This window comes from Chryseobacterium sp. FH1, assembly GCF_000735135.1.
GTDB lineage: Bacteria > Bacteroidota > Bacteroidia > Flavobacteriales > Weeksellaceae > Epilithonimonas.
This window is the reverse complement of record NZ_JPLZ01000006.1, coordinates 1,361,214-1,379,871: the sequence shown is the minus strand read 5'-3', so window position 1 is coordinate 1,379,871 and position 18,658 is coordinate 1,361,214. Positions and strand designations below refer to the sequence as shown.

The 18,658-nt window shown below is 37.2% G+C and carries 16 protein-coding genes; 9 read left to right on the top strand and 7 right to left on the bottom strand.

All coding sequences use genetic code 11. The annotated features are described in order from the left end of the window. Positions 1-98: 98 nt before the first annotated feature. The 4 genes from IO90_RS13180 (at position 99) to pnuC (ending at position 6,342) form a co-directional block, all read left to right on the top strand. Complete coding sequence (locus tag IO90_RS13180) at positions 99-1,733, top strand: sensor histidine kinase (RefSeq protein ID WP_165570280.1); 1,635 nt, start codon at positions 99-101, stop codon at positions 1,731-1,733. 10 nt (positions 1,734-1,743) lie between these two features. Next, entirely contained in the window at positions 1,744-2,433 is a 690-nt protein-coding gene (locus tag IO90_RS13175) for a LytR/AlgR family response regulator transcription factor (protein WP_034967377.1), read from the top strand. Positions 2,434-2,668: 235 nt separating this feature from the next. Continuing rightward, positions 2,669-5,587 (top strand): T9SS type A sorting domain-containing protein, encoded by a 2,919-nt coding sequence (locus tag IO90_RS18475; RefSeq protein WP_051878672.1) that lies wholly within the window; start codon positions 2,669-2,671, stop codon positions 5,585-5,587. 92 nt (positions 5,588-5,679) lie between these two features. Next, positions 5,680-6,342, top strand: a complete 663-nt coding sequence (gene pnuC, locus IO90_RS13165; protein WP_034967374.1) for a nicotinamide riboside transporter PnuC — start codon at positions 5,680-5,682, stop codon at positions 6,340-6,342. Here the strand turns inward: pnuC and IO90_RS13160 are convergent. The 3 genes from IO90_RS13160 to IO90_RS13150 all read right to left on the bottom strand — a co-directional run bounded on the left by IO90_RS13160 (position 6,335) and on the right by IO90_RS13150 (position 8,136). Then, positions 6,335-6,571: a hypothetical protein gene (locus IO90_RS13160; RefSeq protein ID WP_034967371.1), complete on the bottom strand. Its 237-nt coding sequence runs from the start codon at positions 6,569-6,571 to the stop codon at positions 6,335-6,337. The two genes, pnuC and IO90_RS13160, sit on opposite strands and share 8 nt — an antisense overlap. Positions 6,572-6,617: 46 nt before the next feature. Beyond that, on the bottom strand, positions 6,618-7,046 hold the full coding sequence (locus IO90_RS13155; protein WP_034967367.1) for a DUF4268 domain-containing protein: 429 nt from the start codon (positions 7,044-7,046) through the stop codon (positions 6,618-6,620). Positions 7,047-7,200: 154 nt separating this feature from the next. Further along, complete coding sequence (locus IO90_RS13150; RefSeq protein ID WP_034969162.1) at positions 7,201-8,136, bottom strand: NAD(P)H-dependent flavin oxidoreductase; 936 nt, start codon at positions 8,134-8,136, stop codon at positions 7,201-7,203. Positions 8,137-8,548: 412 nt separating this feature from the next. On the opposite strand from IO90_RS13150, the gene IO90_RS13145 reads away from it, so the two are divergent. Together IO90_RS13145 and IO90_RS13140 are read left to right on the top strand one after the other, a co-directional pair. Then, complete coding sequence (locus IO90_RS13145; protein ID WP_034967364.1) at positions 8,549-9,337, top strand: HipA family kinase; 789 nt, start codon at positions 8,549-8,551, stop codon at positions 9,335-9,337. Then, complete coding sequence (locus IO90_RS13140) at positions 9,315-9,698, top strand: DUF3037 domain-containing protein (RefSeq protein WP_034969161.1); 384 nt, start codon at positions 9,315-9,317, stop codon at positions 9,696-9,698. Before IO90_RS13145 ends, IO90_RS13140 begins: the two co-directional genes overlap by 23 nt. Positions 9,699-9,848: 150 nt before the next feature. Here the strand turns inward: IO90_RS13140 and IO90_RS13135 are convergent, their stop codons facing one another. Both IO90_RS13135 and IO90_RS19185 read right to left on the bottom strand, forming a co-directional pair. Continuing rightward, on the bottom strand, positions 9,849-10,442 hold the full coding sequence (locus IO90_RS13135) for a GNAT family N-acetyltransferase (RefSeq protein WP_051878811.1): 594 nt from the start codon (positions 10,440-10,442) through the stop codon (positions 9,849-9,851). Positions 10,443-10,467: 25 nt separating this feature from the next. After that, positions 10,468-11,511, bottom strand: coding sequence for a bifunctional transcriptional activator/DNA repair enzyme AdaA (locus IO90_RS19185; RefSeq protein WP_034967361.1), 1,044 nt, complete (start codon positions 11,509-11,511; stop codon positions 10,468-10,470). Positions 11,512-11,642: 131 nt separating this feature from the next. On the opposite strand from IO90_RS19185, the gene IO90_RS13125 reads away from it, so the two are divergent. The 3 genes from IO90_RS13125 (at position 11,643) to IO90_RS13115 (ending at position 15,032) form a co-directional block, all read left to right on the top strand. Next, the gene (locus tag IO90_RS13125; protein ID WP_034967357.1) at positions 11,643-13,232 is read left to right on the top strand and encodes a class I SAM-dependent methyltransferase; all 1,590 of its coding nucleotides are present in this window, start codon (positions 11,643-11,645) and stop codon (positions 13,230-13,232) included. Positions 13,233-13,309: 77 nt separating this feature from the next. Next, positions 13,310-14,104 (top strand): hypothetical protein, encoded by a 795-nt coding sequence (locus IO90_RS13120; protein WP_051878670.1) that lies wholly within the window; start codon positions 13,310-13,312, stop codon positions 14,102-14,104. A gap of 73 nt (positions 14,105-14,177) precedes the next feature. Next, complete coding sequence (locus IO90_RS13115; protein ID WP_034967354.1) at positions 14,178-15,032, top strand: hypothetical protein; 855 nt, start codon at positions 14,178-14,180, stop codon at positions 15,030-15,032. Between the two features lie 46 nt (positions 15,033-15,078). On the opposite strand, the gene IO90_RS13110 is transcribed toward IO90_RS13115, so the two are convergent. After that, positions 15,079-15,381 carry a hypothetical protein gene (locus IO90_RS13110; RefSeq protein WP_034967351.1) on the bottom strand — a complete coding sequence of 101 codons (303 nt, stop codon included), beginning with the start codon at positions 15,379-15,381 and terminating at the stop codon, positions 15,079-15,081. Between the two features lie 94 nt (positions 15,382-15,475). Next, on the bottom strand, positions 15,476-18,658 hold the full coding sequence (gene carB / locus IO90_RS13105) for a carbamoyl-phosphate synthase large subunit (RefSeq protein WP_034967347.1): 3,183 nt from the start codon (positions 18,656-18,658) through the stop codon (positions 15,476-15,478).

The window sequence follows — 18,658 nt, the reverse complement described above, 5'->3', positions numbered from 1 at the left end:
TATTTCATTTGAAAATGATCGTCCGTTTTTTATTTTTCCTATCTATATTATGTGGTCATTTTTATATGTCCCAAGACTCTGCTGTGAATCAGGAATTAATGAAAATCGATAAACTCATCCGAGATAAGGAGATTGACCTTGCTCAGAAGAAAACGGACAGTTTGTACAAGCAGTTGAGAAAATTCCAGATTGGTAGAAGAAATAAGACTCAGCTTTTAGAAACTCAATTCAGGCGAGCCATTATATTTGATGAAAACGAAGCGACTTCTGTAGAATCTTTGAAGATTTTGCTAAAGATAATCGATGATGCGGAAGATGAAAATCTGCACGCTCTTTCTTATCAAATCTATCTGTTGATTGCTTTGGCGTATGAAAAATCACAACATCTGGAATTGACGGACTTATATCTCGATAAAGCTTACAAGAAATATAAGGATCATCAACTTGAAAATCTGTACAGCACATATTGCATCCGGAGAAGCTCGTACTTTCGTTTTGTGGAGAAGCTGGATTCTATGAACCATTATGCAAAACAGGCCGAGAAATATTCGAAAAAATATAATAATGAAAAAGATTTGATAGATTCTTATCTCCTAATGGGATTTTATACTTCTAAAAATAAGAATTATGAAAAAACACTCGAATATGATTTTAAGATTTTGAAGCATAAGAAAAAAACAAAACGATCTGGTGAAATTGCGGCTGCGTTTAATAATATCAGCGTAGTTAATTATAAAATGAAAAACTATCCTGTGGCTTTATCATACAATGATTCTGCTAGTGTTTTTTTTAATAAGTCAACAATAAATGAAGGTTTCTATCTTAAATTGAGGTCTATGATATTTGAAGGAATGGGCAAGACAGACTCTGCATTGTTTTATTATAAAGAATATCATGAAAAACTGCAACTTATCTCCAGCCAAGAAGAAAAAATCAAGATAAAAAAACTGGAGGAGCAATATCAAAGTGATAAAAAGGAAAACACCATCAAGAATAAAGATAAATTGATGATTTTGATTGGTAGTTTGCTAGCGGTTATCGCGATCGGTCTGCTTTTATTGATGGGAAAAAACAGGCAAATCAGCCATCGGAACAAGATCATCAATGAACAGCTTGGCGAACTCCAGAAACTTTTGGAGCAAAAACAGGTTTTGCTTTCGGAATTGCAACATAGGGTAAAAAATAATCTACAACACGTCATCAGCATCTTAGAAATCCAGAAAGAGTCTGCGGACCATAACAACATCGAGGAACTGATCAGAGGAAATCAGAACAGAATCCACTCTATGGCGTTGCTCCACAAGAAGCTGAATGTTTCTGACAATGTGAATGAAATTGATTTTGGAAGGTACATCACGGAGCTTTCTGAGATCGTGAAAGAATCTTACGACAACCATAGAAAGAAAATCGATCTTCATATCAAATGTGAAATCGAAACTATTTCTATAGAAAAAGCTTTGCCCGTGGGAATGATCATCGTAGAACTTCTGAGCAACAGTATGAAACACGCTTTCAAAAATCGGAATATCGGAATCATCAACATAGAAATCACAGAGGATGAAAAATCCGGGAAAAGCAAACTATATTATGCTGATAACGGTGATGGATTTGATTTCAACAAAAACAATGACAAAGGTCTGGGATTAGAGATTACAAAAGGACTGATCCATCAACTGGACGGCGAAATTATGACAACAAGTGGGAATGGATTTGAATTGATGCTTTATTTTTAACGATTGTGATATGGAAAAGACAATTTTACTGGTAGAAGACGATTTTTTGAACAGGCGATTTACGAAAAAGATATTGTCCGAAAATGGATACGCCGTGAGTGAAGCTAAAAACTCAAAAGAAGCTCTGGAAATCTTACAAAAAGAAAGCATTACGCTTGCCATTCTAGACATCAATCTTGGTGAAAATGAGCAGGATGGAATTTCGCTCGGCTTGAAAATAAAGGAAAAATATCAAATTCCGTTTATCTATCTCACGGCTTATGAAAATCAGGAAATCATTGGGAAGGCCGTTTCCACTTCGCCGTATTCTTACCTTACGAAGCCTTTCAAAAACAGCGACTTGATTGCATCTATGGAAATCGCAATTCGGCAATCTGCCTATTTTCCAAAACAGAAACATTTTATAAATGTAAAAGAGGGCGAGTACAGCGTGAAACTGGACGAGGAAAAAATCAACTATATAGAATCTGACGGCAATTATCTTTTACTTTACACCGATGACAAAATTTACAAATCCAGATCTACCATCAAAAAAATCTTGAGTGAAATTTCCGAATCCACCTTCGTACAGACCCATAGGGCCTACATCATCAATAAGAATAAAATAGAAAAGTTCAGCAATAGAAATATTATCATTAAAGGAAATTTGATTCCTGTTTCTGAAAATTATTTGGATAACGTAAAGCAATTTATCCGTTAGATGTAAAATTTACATTTTTCACATCAATAAACATTTAAGCGTTTTGATATTATTATCAGAACGCTTTATTTTTTGATAATTTTCACCAATAACGAAATACATTTTGTTTTCTATCCCAGAATTTGCCATTCTGTCCCAGAAATTTCAAAACAGATAAAACGGTTTCCATATTTGCGATATAAAAACGCAGGAAGCCGAAAATGCGATTTCAGAGTAGGCAAAAAAACTAATTCCTATGAAAAAAACTATTTTCTTTTCCACAAAGACAAGATGGAAATCTTTTTTCGTTATTATATTTTTGTTATCATTTAAATTATCTGCACAGACGATAACCACAGTTGCTTCTGGCTTAAATCAACCATTAGGATTAGCTATAAAAGACAATACATTGTTTATAAGCGAATATGGTGCTGGTAAGGTTTCTAAAATAGACATATCCCAACCACTTCCCGCTCCAGTAACCACAATCTTAAACAACATCAACAGAACTACTGGGCTGTATATCATCAACAACTATTTGTATATTGCTTCAGAAGAAAACTTACCTGGTCACAATACTTCTGTGGGCAGAATCAATATTGAATCAAGCAACCCCACAATCGAACCTATCACCACAAATCTTAATAGCACATTTATAACACAAGCCTTTGTTCAGAATGGCAATGATTTGTACATCAGCTCATCATCAACACTCTCAAATCAAGCTGGCATTTACAAGGTGAGACTTGACCAGGCTTTCCCTCAGGCAGCAACCTCAATTATCACAAACAACCCTTGCTCCGGAATGGCCATCAAAGGGGATGAATTGTATTTCAGTTACTTCTATGGAACAGAAGTAAAAAAAATTAATCTAAACCAACCCAATCCTTCTATAACCTCGGTCGCAAGTGGTTTGCGAGGACCTGATGGCATCATGTTCAACGGAAACTTTCTTTATATTTCCGAAGCCACAGGTACCACCATCAAAAGAAAAGATATCAGCAATGCAAACTCTTCTTTAGAAACAATGGCTTCGGGTTTGCAAGAGCCATCGCTATCCGCATTCAATGGTCTTGATTTATATTTTGCCGAATACGCGGGAGGTAAAGTTTCAAAATTAACAATAAACCAGCCAGCCTTCCCCAACATTCCACCAGTTTGCTCTAACATTACAACTCAAAATTTGGGAGGTGCCTCTCCAGTAGGCGGGGTTTATAGCGGACTTGGAGTCACAGATAATGGCGATGGAAAAACTTTTAGCTTCAATACGATGATTGCTGGTGGTATCGGGAATCATAACATAACCTACAATATTGCCGGGAACACTGTCATAGGAACCCTTCAGGTTATTTCTTGTGACCAAGTTGTAAACATCCCGGACGCAAACTTTAAAGCTTATCTCGTAGGAAACACAGTTATTAATACTAACGGCGATAATGAAATACAAGTTTCAGAAGCAGAAGATTTTGCTGGAGAAATATTATGTCAATATAAAAATATTTCTGACCTTACTGGGGTTGAGGCCTTCACAAAAATTACAAAACTAGATTGTGGTGGGAATCAATTAACAAGTGTAGATGTGAGCAAAAATACAAATTTGACAACGCTATGGACCGGAAACAATTTATTAACTTCTTTAGATGTAAGCTCGAACACTACTTTGACTGATTTTGCTTGTAATAATAACTCTCAACTTACAAGTTTAAATATTAAAAATGGCAATAATACTATATTAACAAAAATGTATGCAGATTTCAATTCAAGCCTTACTTGCATACAAGTAGATAATGTTGCCAATGCCAATTCTTACACAACAGCTGGCGACTGGAAAAAAGATGCAACAGCAAGCTATAACACCAATTGTACTTCTACTCCAATTGTAAATATCCCAGATGCTAATTTCAAAGCTTATCTTTTAAGCGTTGCCACTATCAATACTAATGGTGATGCAGAGATACAAGTGTCTGAAGCAGAATCGTTCACAGGAGATATTGTGTGCTTTTCAAAATCAATAAGTAGCCTTGTAGGAATAGAGGCATTTACAAAAATTACGTGGTTAAATTGTGCTGATAATAAACTAACAAATTTGGATGTGAGTCAAAATATAGCATTAACTATTTTAAGCTGTCACTCCAATCAATTGACTACTTTGGATTTAAGCTCAAATACAGCGTTGAAAAGTGTATTTCTTAATACCAATAAATTAATAAGTCTTAATCTTAAAAACGGTAACAATTCTGCAATCACAACAATGAATGCAACCAATAACCCCAATCTTACTTGTATCCAAGTAGATAATGCAACAGTAGTTCATACTGGTTGGACAAAAGATGCTACTGCAAGTTATAACACCAATTGTAATCCTGATCCAATTGTTTATATCCCAGATACCAACTTTAAAGCTTATCTTGTAAGCAATACTGCAATCAATACCAATGGAGATACTGAGATACAAGTTTCCGAAGCTGAAGCTTTTACAGGAGATATTAATGCTAGTAGTAAAAATATAGCAAGAATGGTCGGTATTGAAGCTTTTGTGAAAATTACAAAACTAGAATGTCAATTCAATCAAATACTAAGTTTGGATATTAGCAAAAATACTTTATTAACTTACTTGGATTGTAGTGAAAACTTAATAACAAATCTTGACATAAGTAAGAACATTGTTTTGACTGATCTAAGATGTAGAACTAATCGACTACCTAATCTAGACATTAGTAAAAACACATTGTTGACACATCTTAACTGTCGCGAAAATCTGCTTACAAGCCTAAACTTGAAGAATAACAATAACAATATCTTGGCAACAATGTGGACAAATGAGAATCCAAGTCTTACTTGTATCCAAGTAGATAATGTCACAAATGCAAATTCTTATAGTGGATGGATGAAAGATAATACCGCTAGTTACAATACATTATGTAATAATCATCTTGCAGTATTTCAAACCAGCAAATCCGAATTAGTATTATATCCAAATCCCGTAAAAGATATTCTTAATTTCTCCGAAGAAGTTTCTAGTATTAAAATTTCTGATATTTCTGGAAGAACTGTAAAACAAGCTCCAGCTTCTGCAAAATCTGTAAATGTTGCAACATTGGAAAAAGGAACTTACATCATCACAGCAACCACAAAAGCGGGTAATACTATAACCAAGAAACTTGTAAAAGAATAATCCAAGTTCCTAAAACATTCTTTCCTAAACCCTGTCAAAGTTTTGAACTTTGACAGGGTTTTATTTTGGAAAACATCACTATCTTTGAGTCTATGAATTTTCTGGAAACCCTCACCGCACAATACAATTCTTACGAAACTTACCTTATCTATTTTGAAGTCATTGCGGTAGTCTTCGGAATCTTAAGCGTTTTCTTTTCTATCAAAAAAAACATTTGGGTCTATCCTACCGGAATCATCTCCACGGTTTTGTTCATTTACATTATGTACGTTTTCGGATTGTTGGGCGATATGCTCATTAATGTTTATTACACCGTGATGAGCGTTTACGGCTGGATTCTCTGGTCGAAAAGTTCGGATGACAACATCCATGTGGAGGTGAAAAAAGCCAGCAAAAAAGATTGGAAGATTGGAAGTGCTTTGTTTGTGGGGAGTTTGATTTTCGTTGGATTGGTTTATTATTTCAAACCTTATATTGACAATCAATTTTCTATGAATGGCGTGAGGCTGGGACTTTACCATTTGGATTGGGCCAATTATACCGACATCATCACCACTTCCCTATTTTTGGTCGGCATGTTTTTTATGGCAAAACGAAATATCGAGAATTGGATTTTCTGGATTGTTGCCGATTTTATCTGTATTCCGATGATGCTTTACAAAGGTTTGGGAATTACAGCAATTCAATACGTTATCTTCACAGCGATGGCAATTATCGGTTACTTGGAATGGAAGAAAGGTTTGAATGCTAGTTAAGTCCTGACAATTTATCGGCGTATTCCTTGGAGAAAAGCTCTTTATCTTCCTTAAGCTTCTCCAAAGTGGTTGGTAAAATATAATGAAAAAGATATTCGTCCTTATCATTTACGAAAGTGATTTCTTTTTCCTCATCATCAATTAATTGTGCAAAAATATCCCACATGGATTCGCCTTTCAGTTTGAGTAGTTCGAAGAAATCGTTGGCTTTTATTGTAATTTTTTTCATTGTTAATTGTATAATGTAGACTGTAAAAAGTATAATTTATCTTTATTTAAACTGACTTGATGAAATCCTCGTATTCATAATAAAACATTTCGAAAGCGTTCATTTTCAAGACAAAAAATTCGAAAGTATCTGGCCAGGTTTGCTTATTAAAAATACTAACATTGTGTTTTTCCACCCAAATTCTGCTGATGACTTTTCCGTTTTCTAAAGTGTAAAACTCATCCATCTGGAATTCGCCGATCTCATCTTTCAACAGATTTTCCAAAGACTGAAACTTCTCGAAGTAGGCATTTCTGAAGAGTTCATCTTTCATTTCAATATCAATCGACACCTCCGCTTTTTTGTTATCAGCAGAAAATTTGAAAGAAAAATCCTTGATCTTGGTATCGTATAACAACCATTTCCTTGGAAAAGCTTTTCCGAAAGCTGTCCAGAATTCCGTTTTTAGTTGTTGAGCTTCTTGCTTCGAAAACATAAATGATAATTGATGAATAATAATTGATATAATTGAAAAGAGAAATTTGACTTTTTCAGGCTGAGACTCTCGAAGCATTCCATTGTTGTCAGGCTGAGGCTCTCGAAGCCTTTTTAAATAATTTTTCCTTGACTCTTTTGCCTCTTCTTATTTCTTATAAAGTCAAATCTACTTTCGCTTCATTGAATTCTTTAATTAAATTTTGAAAGACTTTTTCTACAGGAAGGATCTCATCAATCAAAGCAGAGACTTGTCCGATTTCCAATTCGCCTTCCGTGAGATCGCCCTCGAACATTCCAAGCTTTGCGCGTGCTCTTCCCAAAGTTTCTTTCAACGCTTCAACATTTCTGCCAGATTCGTAAAGGTTTTCCAAATCGTGGTAGAATTTATTTTTAATTAATCTAACTGGTGCTAATTCCTTCAATGTCAATTGCGTGTCGCCTTCTTTTAGTTCAACAATTTTATTCTTGAAATTCTCGTGAGAGCTTGCTTCAACTGTCGCTGCAAAACGAGAACCAATTTGAACGCCATCTGCACCAAGAATCATCGCTGCTTTCATCTGACTTCCAAGTCCAATTCCGCCCGCTGCAATTAATGGAATATCAATGTGTTTTTTGACATTTGGGATCAGGCAAAGTGTTGTTGTTTCTTCACGACCGTTGTGTCCGCCCGCTTCGAAACCCTCTGCTACAACCGAATCTACGCCTGCATCTTGACATTTCACTGCAAATTTGGAACTCGCCACCACGTGAGCAACCTTGATGCCTTCTTTCTTCAAAGTTTCGGTGTATGTTTTGGGATTTCCTGCTGATGTGAAAACGATTTTTACGCCTTCTTCCAGAATGATATTGATGATTTCATCAATATTTGGATACAGCAAAGCAACGTTGACACCGAATGGTTTGTCCGTTGCCTGTTTACATTTCTGAATATTCTCACGCAAAATATCTGGATACATACTTGCCGAACCAATCAATCCTAATCCGCCATTATTAGAAACCGCAGAAGCCAACTTCCATCCCGAATGCCAAATCATTCCACCTTGGATGATTGGATATTTGATGTTGAAAAGCTGTGTGATTCTGTTCATTCCGTGATATTGTTTTGAGGCAATTCCGAAGTCTATGAAGCTGGACATTGATTTATTTTTTTCAAAAATAGGAAAATATGTTGAGTTGGAGGGTTTCGAATTGGAGGGTTTCGAATTGGAGGGTTGGAGAGTTTGAGTGTTGGAGCGTGAGAGAGTTTGTGAGTATTAGCGTTGATAATTTGGGTAATTTTCAGTTTTATAACAAATGTTTCAACTTTGCGAAGCGCGCCCCGACTTGAACGTAGCTCTTTTTCTGATATTGCGATTTTAAAAAAGTTCTATTGATGACTTTACGTCGATCGCAATATCAGAAAAAAGCGGGAGTGGAAGGTGGATAAAGGCGCCCAAACCTAATATAGTTCGACCTTGTCAAATTTGATTTTAATAACTTATTTTTACAAAAAATTACAGATTGGACTTATCTTTAAGAACAGTTACCGTCACGCGCTACATTCTGCCATTACGAGAAGGTGGCTCTTTGCCGGCGTTGGCAGAAGCAGATGACGATTTCAAATATGTGTTGAAATTCCGAGGTGCTGGACACGGCGTGAAGGCTTTGATCTCTGAATTGATCGGTGGAAAAATTTCTCAGGTTTTGGGATTCCGAATTCCGGAATTGGTGTTTGCGAATCTTTCGGTGGATTTTGGAAGAAGTGAAGCCGATGAAGAAATTCAAGATCTTTTGAAAGGCAGTTGCGGACTGAATCTCGCATTGCATTATCTCTCTGGCGCCATCACTTACGATCCTGGCGCAGTGAAAATAGATGCGAAATTATCTTCCGAAATTGTTTGGCTAGATGCTTTCCTTACCAATATTGACCGCACTTTCCGAAATACGAATATGCTGATGTGGCACAAAGAATTGTGGCTGATCGACAACGGTGCCTCGCTCTACTTCCACCATTCCTGGGACAATTGGGAGAAGAATGCCGTAAGTCCGTTTGTGATGATCAAAGACCACGTTTTGTTGCCTCAAGCTTCTGAATTAGATTCTGCCAATGAAAGATTCAAAGCGATATTGACGGACGACGTTTTGAGAGAGATCGTAGAACTGATTCCTGAAGATTGGTTGCAATGGAACGATACCGAACTGACGCCTACTGAAATAAAAAATGTTTACTTTCAATTCCTGACTTTGAGACGAGACCATTCTGATAACTTTTTAAATGAAGCCAAAAATGCAAAAGCAAAAGTTATATGAGTATGCGGTGATACGCTTGGTGCCGAAGCCTGAGCGTGAGGAATTCTTTAATGTGGGATTGATTTTATTCTCAAAAAGAGAGAAATTCATCAAGGTTAAAATTCATCTTTGTGAGGAGAAATTTCGGGTGATCCATTCGAAAATCGATTTTGATGATGTGAAGAAACATTTGGAATCTTTTGTCAATATTGCGAACGGGGAAAAATCGGCCGGCTCGATTGCGCAACTCGAAATTCCTGAGCGTTTCCGATGGTTGACCGCTGTGAAGAGTTCTATCATTCAGACTTCAAGACCTCATCCCGGAGCGAGCTTGGATTTGGAGAAGACTTTTGAGAGGTTATTTGAGGAATTGGTTTTGTGAAAAATTTTGAACGAAAAGATTCTGTAGAAAACCTAATATTTTTTTTCTAATTGATTTTTGTTTACCCCAACCCTAAAGGGTACAAAAATCAATTAGAAATTTCATCGAAATTACTCCCTTTAGAATTGGGGAAATAACTTTGATGAAATTTTAAATAGTCTCTGACTTCTGATAATTCTCTTTTTTAATTTCAAAGACGACATTCAATCGTTCTGGTTCATAAGCATACGCAACATTCACTTCATCCACATTTTTCGCGCCTAGTGTTTCCATTGCTTTTTGCGAACGGATGTTGTCTTTACCAACGTGGAAATTGACTTTATCAACGAATTGAAAAATATAATCCAGCATTAATTTTTTGACCTGCGGATTGAGTTTTGAGCCCCAGAATTTCCTTCCGTAAAAAGTATAACCAATGAAAATGGAATTATCGTCTGGATTATAATCATAAAATCTTGTGCTTCCAGCAATTTCGCCCGTGTTTGTCTCAATGATTTTGAACGCACCACCACTTTCCATTGCACCTTGGAAGAAATTCTCGAAGACTTCCCTTTTGTAGCGGTCTTTGTTCGGATGTTGTTCCCAAACGAGAGGATCTGAAGCAACAGATAATAATTGCTCAAAATCAGTTTGATCAAGCGGAACGAGTTTTACATTTTCGTTTTCTAATATAGGCTGAATGTTCATTTGGTTGATAGTTGATAGTTGATAGTTGATAGTTGATAGTTCAAAATTATTAAACATTGAATAATAAATTTTGAACATTGAACTAAAAAAGAATAGCTTTTTCCAATTCCAAAAGTTTCTGTTTTCGCCAGATTCCACCGCCGTAACCTGTCAAAGTTCCATTGGTTCCGATGACCCTGTGACAAGGGATAATAATTGAAATTTTATTAAGTCCATTCGCATTGGCAACAGCTCTCACAGCTTTTGGATTGCCAAGAATGTCCGCTTGTTGCTGGTAACTTCTCGTCATTCCGTACGGAATGGTTCGTAGAATTTTCCAGACATTTTTCTGAAAATCTGTTCCGACAGGCGAAAGTGGAACGGTAAAATCCAATCTTTTTCCTTCAAAATATTCGGTCAATTCTGTTTCCAAAGTTTTGAAATGCGGATTTTCACCTTGGATAATGTTCGCTTTAAAGTATTTTGAAATTTCCTCTAATTCTCTCGAAAGTGATTTTCGGTCGGAATATTCCAACAGACAAATTCCTTCGTCATTAGCACACGCAACCATCGTTCCGAGCGGTGTTTCGATTCTTTTGAGGTCAACAATTTTTTCCAGTTTCGAATTTTTTGGTGAAGTTCCGATGATGGATTTAAAACTTTCATTAAAACCACTCAAACTTTCATAACCATTTTCCAAAGCCACATCCAAAACATTCTCACCTTGCTGAAGCTTTTTGAAAGCCGAGTTGATTTTAAAGGTTCTTTGAAAGGCGTGGAAGGTCATTCCGTGGTATTTTAGAAACCAGCGTTTCACAGTTGCAGGCAATAATCCACGACCAATCAAATCTACATCCTTGAATTTAAGTTCCGGATTCTCAGACAATTCATTCATCAGCTTCTGAATTTCAATCGGCGTTTCATCTGGATTTTCCAATGGTTTACAGACTTTGCACGGGCGATAACCTTTTAAAATAGCGTCTTTTGTATTGTCAAAAAACTCAACATTCTCTGGTTTTGGTTTTCTCGCAGTACAGGTTGGTCGACAGAAAATGCCTGTCGTTTTCACGCCCATCCAAAAGACACCTTCGAAGTCGGGATCTTTTTGGAAAGAAGCTTGGTACATCTGTTCGAAACTTGGTTTCATAAAAAATGATAATTAATGATACAAATGTAATTGTTTTGGAAATTTGATGACAACCGAAAAATGAACAAGCAATTTTTCTCTTTCATATTCCTGAAAAATATTATCTTCCAAAACACAAAAATCACAGTTTTATGGATAAGAAAAAACTTCGGGAATCGATTTTCAGACATTTGGATGGGATTGTGACAGCGCCTGTGATTTCGGCTTTGTCGAAGAAAAATATTTTGGATTTCATTAATGAAAATCAAACTTTGGAACTTTCTGAGATCAATGAAAAATTTAATTCCAATAAAGGTTATTTGAATGTGGCGTTGCGGGTTTTGGCTTCACAAGGTTTTCTGGATTATCACTTGGATAATGAAACCGATGTTGTGAAAATAACAGTCAATTCTAAAACCGAAGAGGCGTTTTCTCATCAAAATATCTACTGTGATCTGGCGGAATTTTTATCGGATCCAAACGTTATCAATTCCAAAGAACTGACCGAAGAGCTCTGTAAAAAGTGGATCTCTCTCTTCGAAAAGTACAAATCTTTTTTGATGGAAAACGTAGATGTAAATTCATTAAAATATCAAATCCAAAAACATATCGAAGGCGCGCTGGTTGGTCCAATCATCATCAAACTCGGAATGAGCGGAATGTTTCACAAATACTTTATGGAAGCAAGTTTCAGCGCGGAAGAGTTTCACAAGAATCCGCATTATTTTGAAATCATTCTCAATTATCTTTCAGAAATCGGCTGGTTTTCCAAAAAGGGAAATAATTTCCAATTCACGGAAACGGGACTTTTCTTTGCGAGACGCGCAACAGCTTATGGCGTAACAGTTTCTTATCTGCCGATGTTCTCAAAATTGGACAATCTGATTTTCGGAAAAGCGTCAGAAATCCGTGAAATTGAAGATGGCGAAGACGAAATCCACGTGAACCGCGAGATGAATGTTTGGGGAAGTGGTGGCGCGCATTTGACCTATTTCAAAGTGATTGATGAGTTCATCATTGAAATTTTCAACCTGCCAATCAATGAGCAACCAAAGGGAATTTTGGATATGGGTTGCGGAAATGGCGCCCTTTTGCAACACCTTTATGAAGTCATCGAGAGGCAGACTTTGCGCGGAAAATATTTGGAAGAACATCCGTTATTTTTGGTTGGCGCGGACTACAATCCAGCATCGTTGAAAGTGACGCGCGCCAATCTCATCAAAAATGACATTTGGGCAAAGGTGATTTGGGGCGACATTGGAAATCCGAGACAACTTGCCGAAGATCTGCAATCCGACTACAATATCGAATTGGGAGATTTGCTGAATATCAGAACATTCCTCGACCATAACCGAATTTGGGAAGACGTTTTGGAAACCGACAGACAAGGAATCAGCACTTCAACTGGTGCATTTGCCTTCCGAGGAAAACGATTGTCCAATCGCGATGTCGAAGAAAATCTTTTGAATCATTTGAAAAAGTGGACACCTTATGTTGAAAAATTTGGATTGCTTTTGATTGAACTTCACACACTTTCTCCAGAAATCACCTCGAAAAATCTTGGATTGACGGCTTGTACAGCTTACGATGCCACACACGGATTTTCTGACCAATACATTTTGGAAGTCGATGTTTTTTACAGGATTTGTAAAGAATCTGGCTTGGAACCAGACATTAATTTGTTTAAAAAATTTCCGGATTCTGAGTTGGCGACAGTGAGTATCAATCTTTTGAAGAAATAATGAACTGTACTTTAAAGCTTAACGAAAAAACTAATTTTTAATGCCTATCTTCATTGTTCTTAAATTAAAATATTGATATGAAAAACAGTCTTACTTTGATACTTTTGATGTTGTGTTCTCTGTGTTTTTACGGACAAGAAAAAAATCTATCAGATTTCAGTGAAATAGAAATTGAAGGTGGAAGCACGTTTAAAAAGTACAAAGATGGGAAGTTGGACAGCATCGTTGTCGCCATGGTCGCGGTAAATTATGGCAATGCATTGATAATTTCCAAGACAAAGGACGAAATCCGAATCGTCAATGCTGCAGATGAAAATTCGGTGATCAAAATCGAATTAAAGAATAAAAAGCAGGTCCGAACTTTTTTCTACAAAGACAAACCTGCGATCATTATAGAAAATATTGATTTTGACCTTGACCATTTACCCAAAAAAGCACAGATAGCAAGTTCGATTTCAAATGGAACCATCACTAGTAATATGTTGACCACCAATTATCAACTGTTTCGTGATGACAATCCAGATAAGACTTTCAAGGTTTTTTACAGGTTGGATATTCGAAGCGATCTGGATGATCTGGATGCGATATTCGAAAATATCGGCGATTTTTTCAGTAAAGAAGATGCATTGCTGAGACTTTTCTATGGAAACTACGCAGACAAATTCGAGCCGAAAGCTTTAGCTTATTTAAACACAGACATTTCCGGGAAAATACAGAACGGGATTTATTTCGATTTTAAGAATAAGGACGTTGGCACCAAGAACACCTATTCTATCTACAAGGACGGGAAAATCACCAAATCTGACAAAGCTAACCTAGAAGATTTCCAGTCAATTTTCATTAAATATCGGGAGGAAACAATGGATAATTAATGATTAAAAAATATAAGACTTTATAGTTTTTATTTTTTACATTTGAAATTAACAACCATGAAAACCAACCGCTTTGAAAAAGATCTACTTCCTATTATACACTATTCTCTTCATTAATTCTGTTAATGCTCAGGAAATTATCCCTTTTAGGATCACAAAATACAATAACATTATTGTAAAAACCCTTGTGAATGATAAAGATTCTTTGGACCTGATGTTTCAAATTGCAATGCAAGACGCATCTATTTCGCCTGAAAGAATACGACCTGCGAAGAGTTTAATTTTCGACAAAAATGGAATGAGTGAGAACAATGCTGTGAAAATCGGAAAGAAAGAATTTAAAAACATCCGCTTTTTTGATAATGAGTTGACCGGTCAAGAAGCAGATGGAAAAATCGGAACCGGAATTTTCAAAGGGAAAACCTATAAGATCGATTATGACAACAATCAATTTGTGCTCTATGATCAATTGCCTAATGTAAAGGATTACAAGCAAGTTTCATTCACTTATAACAAGCAAGGTCAAATCTTTCTGACTTGTGAAAATATGATTGGTAATGAAACTTATGAAGCGAACTTTCTGTTACAGTCCGGTTATTCTGGCGGACTTCTCTATAGCAATCAATTTGCAGATTCGAAAAAACTGAATGAAAAACTTGAGATCACTGGTGAAAAGACCCTGAAAAACTCAGCCGGGCAAAGCATTAGTACCAAACAAGGAATTCTGCCAATGTTGACAATCATTGATGATATCACATTGCAAAATGTATCAGCCGGATTCTTTATGGGAGAGATCAAGAATCAAAGCACAAGTTATTTTGGTGCAGACCTTATCAGGAGATTCAACTGGATCTTTGATGCGGAAACGCAGATCATCTACATCAAACCCAGCAAATATTTCAATGAACCATATTTCAAAATAAATTAAAAATAAAACCTCATAACTGAATTATGAGGTTTCTAATTATTAAAGCTTATTGAACGCTTTTGACTCTTATCATTCCTTTGTTCTCGTGATACATCATGCACATGATCTTGCCGTCCCTTTCTGCGCATTCTTTTGTGTAATCATAAACCACTGACACTTTTTCGCCGTCTTTTTTCGTTGCCAAAATATCCGCATTACAAACTAAGTAATCTTCGTTTTCTGCGACTCGGACGTAAGTTCCCGTACAATCTCTTACAATGGTTCCCGTTTGCAGTCTGTCGTGAACGGACTTGCAGGAGAAAATTGATAATGCCGAAATGGCTAAAATTAAAATGTTTGTTGCTTTCATTTTTTGATAATTTATTTGAATTAAAGATAAGCATTAAAACAAAAAACGCACCTTAAAAATTAAGATGCGTCTATAAATTTATTTCATTTGGAAATTACATCGCCTCCATCTTAAAAGTCATACTTTCAATCACCTTCAAAATCGCTTCGACTGTATCCATTGAGGTCAAACAAGGAACGCCGTTTTCCACGCTCATTCTTCTGATTTGGAAACCGTCTCTTTCGGCTTGTTTTCCTTTGGTGGTCGTATTGACAACGTATTGGACTTTTCCTTTTTGAATCAAATCAATCAAATTGACATCTTCCTCTCCAATCTTGTAACCGATTTTGGTTTGAATTCCTTTTTCCTCGAAATACTTTGCCGTTCCTTCTGTCGCCCAGATTCTGAAACCAATCGTATGGAATCTTCTTGCAATTTCAGACGCTTCTTCTTTGTCCTGGTCGGCGACAGTGAACAAGATGGAACCGTGCGTCGGCACTTTTCTTCCTGCGCCGATTAATCCTTTGTACAAGGCTTTTTCGAAGGTTGAATCTTTCCCCATCACTTCGCCAGTAGATTTCATTTCTGGACCGAGAGAGATATCTACTTTCGTCAATTTGCTGAAAGAGAAAACCGGAACTTTTACGAAGATTCCTTCTTTGTTCGGAATCAATCCTGAGGTGTAACCTAGGTCTTTTAGTTTTGCTCCCAAAATTGCTTTCGTTGCGAGATTTGCCATCGGAACATCCGTAATTTTGGATAAGAAAGGAACGGTTCTGGACGAACGTGGATTCACTTCGATAACAAAAACTTCGCCTTTGGAAATCACGTATTGGATATTCATTAACCCAATCACATTCAATCCTTTAGCTAATTTTATCGTATAATCTTCTAAAGTTTTGATTTGAGTTTCCGTCAAATGTTGTGGCGGATAAACCGCAATTGAATCTCCGGAATGAACACCAGCTCTTTCGATGTGTTCCATAATTCCTGGAATGACAACCGTTTCGCCGTCACAGATTGCATCCACTTCTACTTCTTGGCCAGTCAAATATCGGTCAATCAAAACCGGCTGGTCTGGACTCGCTTCCACCGCATTTTCCATATAATGCGAAAGTTCCTTCTCCGTATAAACGATTTCCATCGCACGTCCACCCAAAACATAACTTGGACGAACCAAAACCGGATAACCAATTTCGTTGGCAATCACAATCGCTTCTTCTTTTGAAGTCGAAGTTTTTCCAAGTGGTTGCGGGATTCCCAATTCCTGAAGCGCTTTCTCGAATTTATCTCTGTTCTCCGCTCTATCCAAATCTTCGAGTGAAGTTCCCAAGATTTGAACGCCGTGAGCCGATAATTTATCTGCTAAATTAATAGCGGTTTGTCCGCCAAACTGAACCACAACACCTTTTGGTTTTTCGAGTTCGATGATGTTCATCACGTCTTCTTCTGCCAATGGTTCGAAGTATAATTTGTCTGCAATCGAGAAGTCTGTGGAAACAGTCTCCGGATTATTATTAATGATAATCGCCTCGTAACCCATCTGCTGAATCGCCCAAACCGAATGAACCGTAGCATAATCGAACTCAACACCTTGCCCAATTCTAATTGGACCTGAACCTAGAACAATAATTTTTTCCTTGTCAGAAACCACACTTTCATTTTCCTCTTCGTAAGTACCGTAGAAATATGGCGTTTCAGATTCAAATTCTGCGGCGCAAGTGTCCACCATTTTGTAAACCGGCATCATGCCGTTTTCTTTTCTGAAATTGAAAACTTCACGTTGCGTCGTTTCCCAAAGATGTGCGATATTAAGGTCAGCAAAACCTAATTTCTTAGCTTCAATAAGCGTCTCCTTATCAAACTTGTTATCTGCAATTGTTTTCTCGAAATCAATTAATTTCTTGATTTTCCAGATGAAGAATTTATCGATTTTGCTCCATTCTACAATCTGTTCCCAATCGTATCCTCTTCTCAAAGCGTCACCGATGATGAACAATCTCTCGTCATCACAAACGCGAATCCTTCTTTCAATTTCCTCGTCGGTAAGGGCTAAAGCTTGTTTTGTTTTTAATCCCAAATGGCGAAGTCCGGTTTCCAAAGAACGGATGGCTTTGTGCAAAGACTCTTCGAAATTTCTTCCGATGGCCATTACTTCGCCTGTTGCTTTCATTTGCGTTGACAACCTTCTGTCCGCCGTTTCAAATTTATCGAAAGGGAATCTTGGAAACTTGGTCACGACATAATCCAAAGCTGGCTCGAAACAAGCATAAGAAGTTCCGGTTACAGGATTTTTGATTTCGTCTAGTGTCAATCCAACAGCAATTTTCGCAGCAATTTTCGCAATCGGATAACCAGTTGCCTTACTCGCCAAAGCCGATGAACGCGAAACTCTTGGATTTACTTCGATGATATAATATTGGTAAGAATGCGGGTCTAGAGCGAGCTGAACGTTGCAACCACCTTCGATTCCCAAAGCCCGAATGATTTTGAGTGATGCATTTCTCAGCATCTGATATTCTCTGTCAGAAAGTGTTTGCGAAGGCGCAACAACAATTGAATCTCCTGTATGAACACCAACCGGGTCTATGTTTTCCATATTACAAACCACGATGGCGTTGTCGTTTTTGTCACGCATCACTTCGTATTCGATTTCTTTGAAACCTGCGATGGATTTCTCTATCAGACATTGCGTCACTGGAGAATATTTCAATCCCAATTCAGCAATTTCACGAAGTTCGGGTTCGGTTGCGGCAATTCCACCGCCTGTTCCACCCATTGTAAAAGCGGGACGAACAATCACCGGATAACCGATTCTATTAGCAAAATCAATTGCGCCTTCAACAGTTGTTACGATGTCGGAATCTGGAACAGGCTCGTTCAGTTCGTGCATCAATTCGCGGAAAAGGTCTCTGTCTTCAGCCTGATTGATAGCGTCTAATTTGGTTCCTAAAACCTCCACTTTACATTCTTCCAGAATTCCGGATTTCTGTAATTCCACGGCCATATTAAGTCCGGTTTGTCCACCTAAAGTTGGCAACAAAGCATCCGGACGTTCTTTTCTGATAATTCTGGAAACAAATTCCAGAGAGATTGGTTCGATATAAACTTTGTCGGCAATCTCTTTATCCGTCATAATCGTCGCCGGATTGGAATTGATTAGAATCACGCTGTAACCTTCCTCTCTCAAGGAAAGACAAGCTTGTGTCCCCGAATAATCAAATTCCGCAGCCTGGCCAATGATGATGGGACCTGAGCCGATTACTAAAATTGTTTTTATGTCTGTACGCTTTGCCAT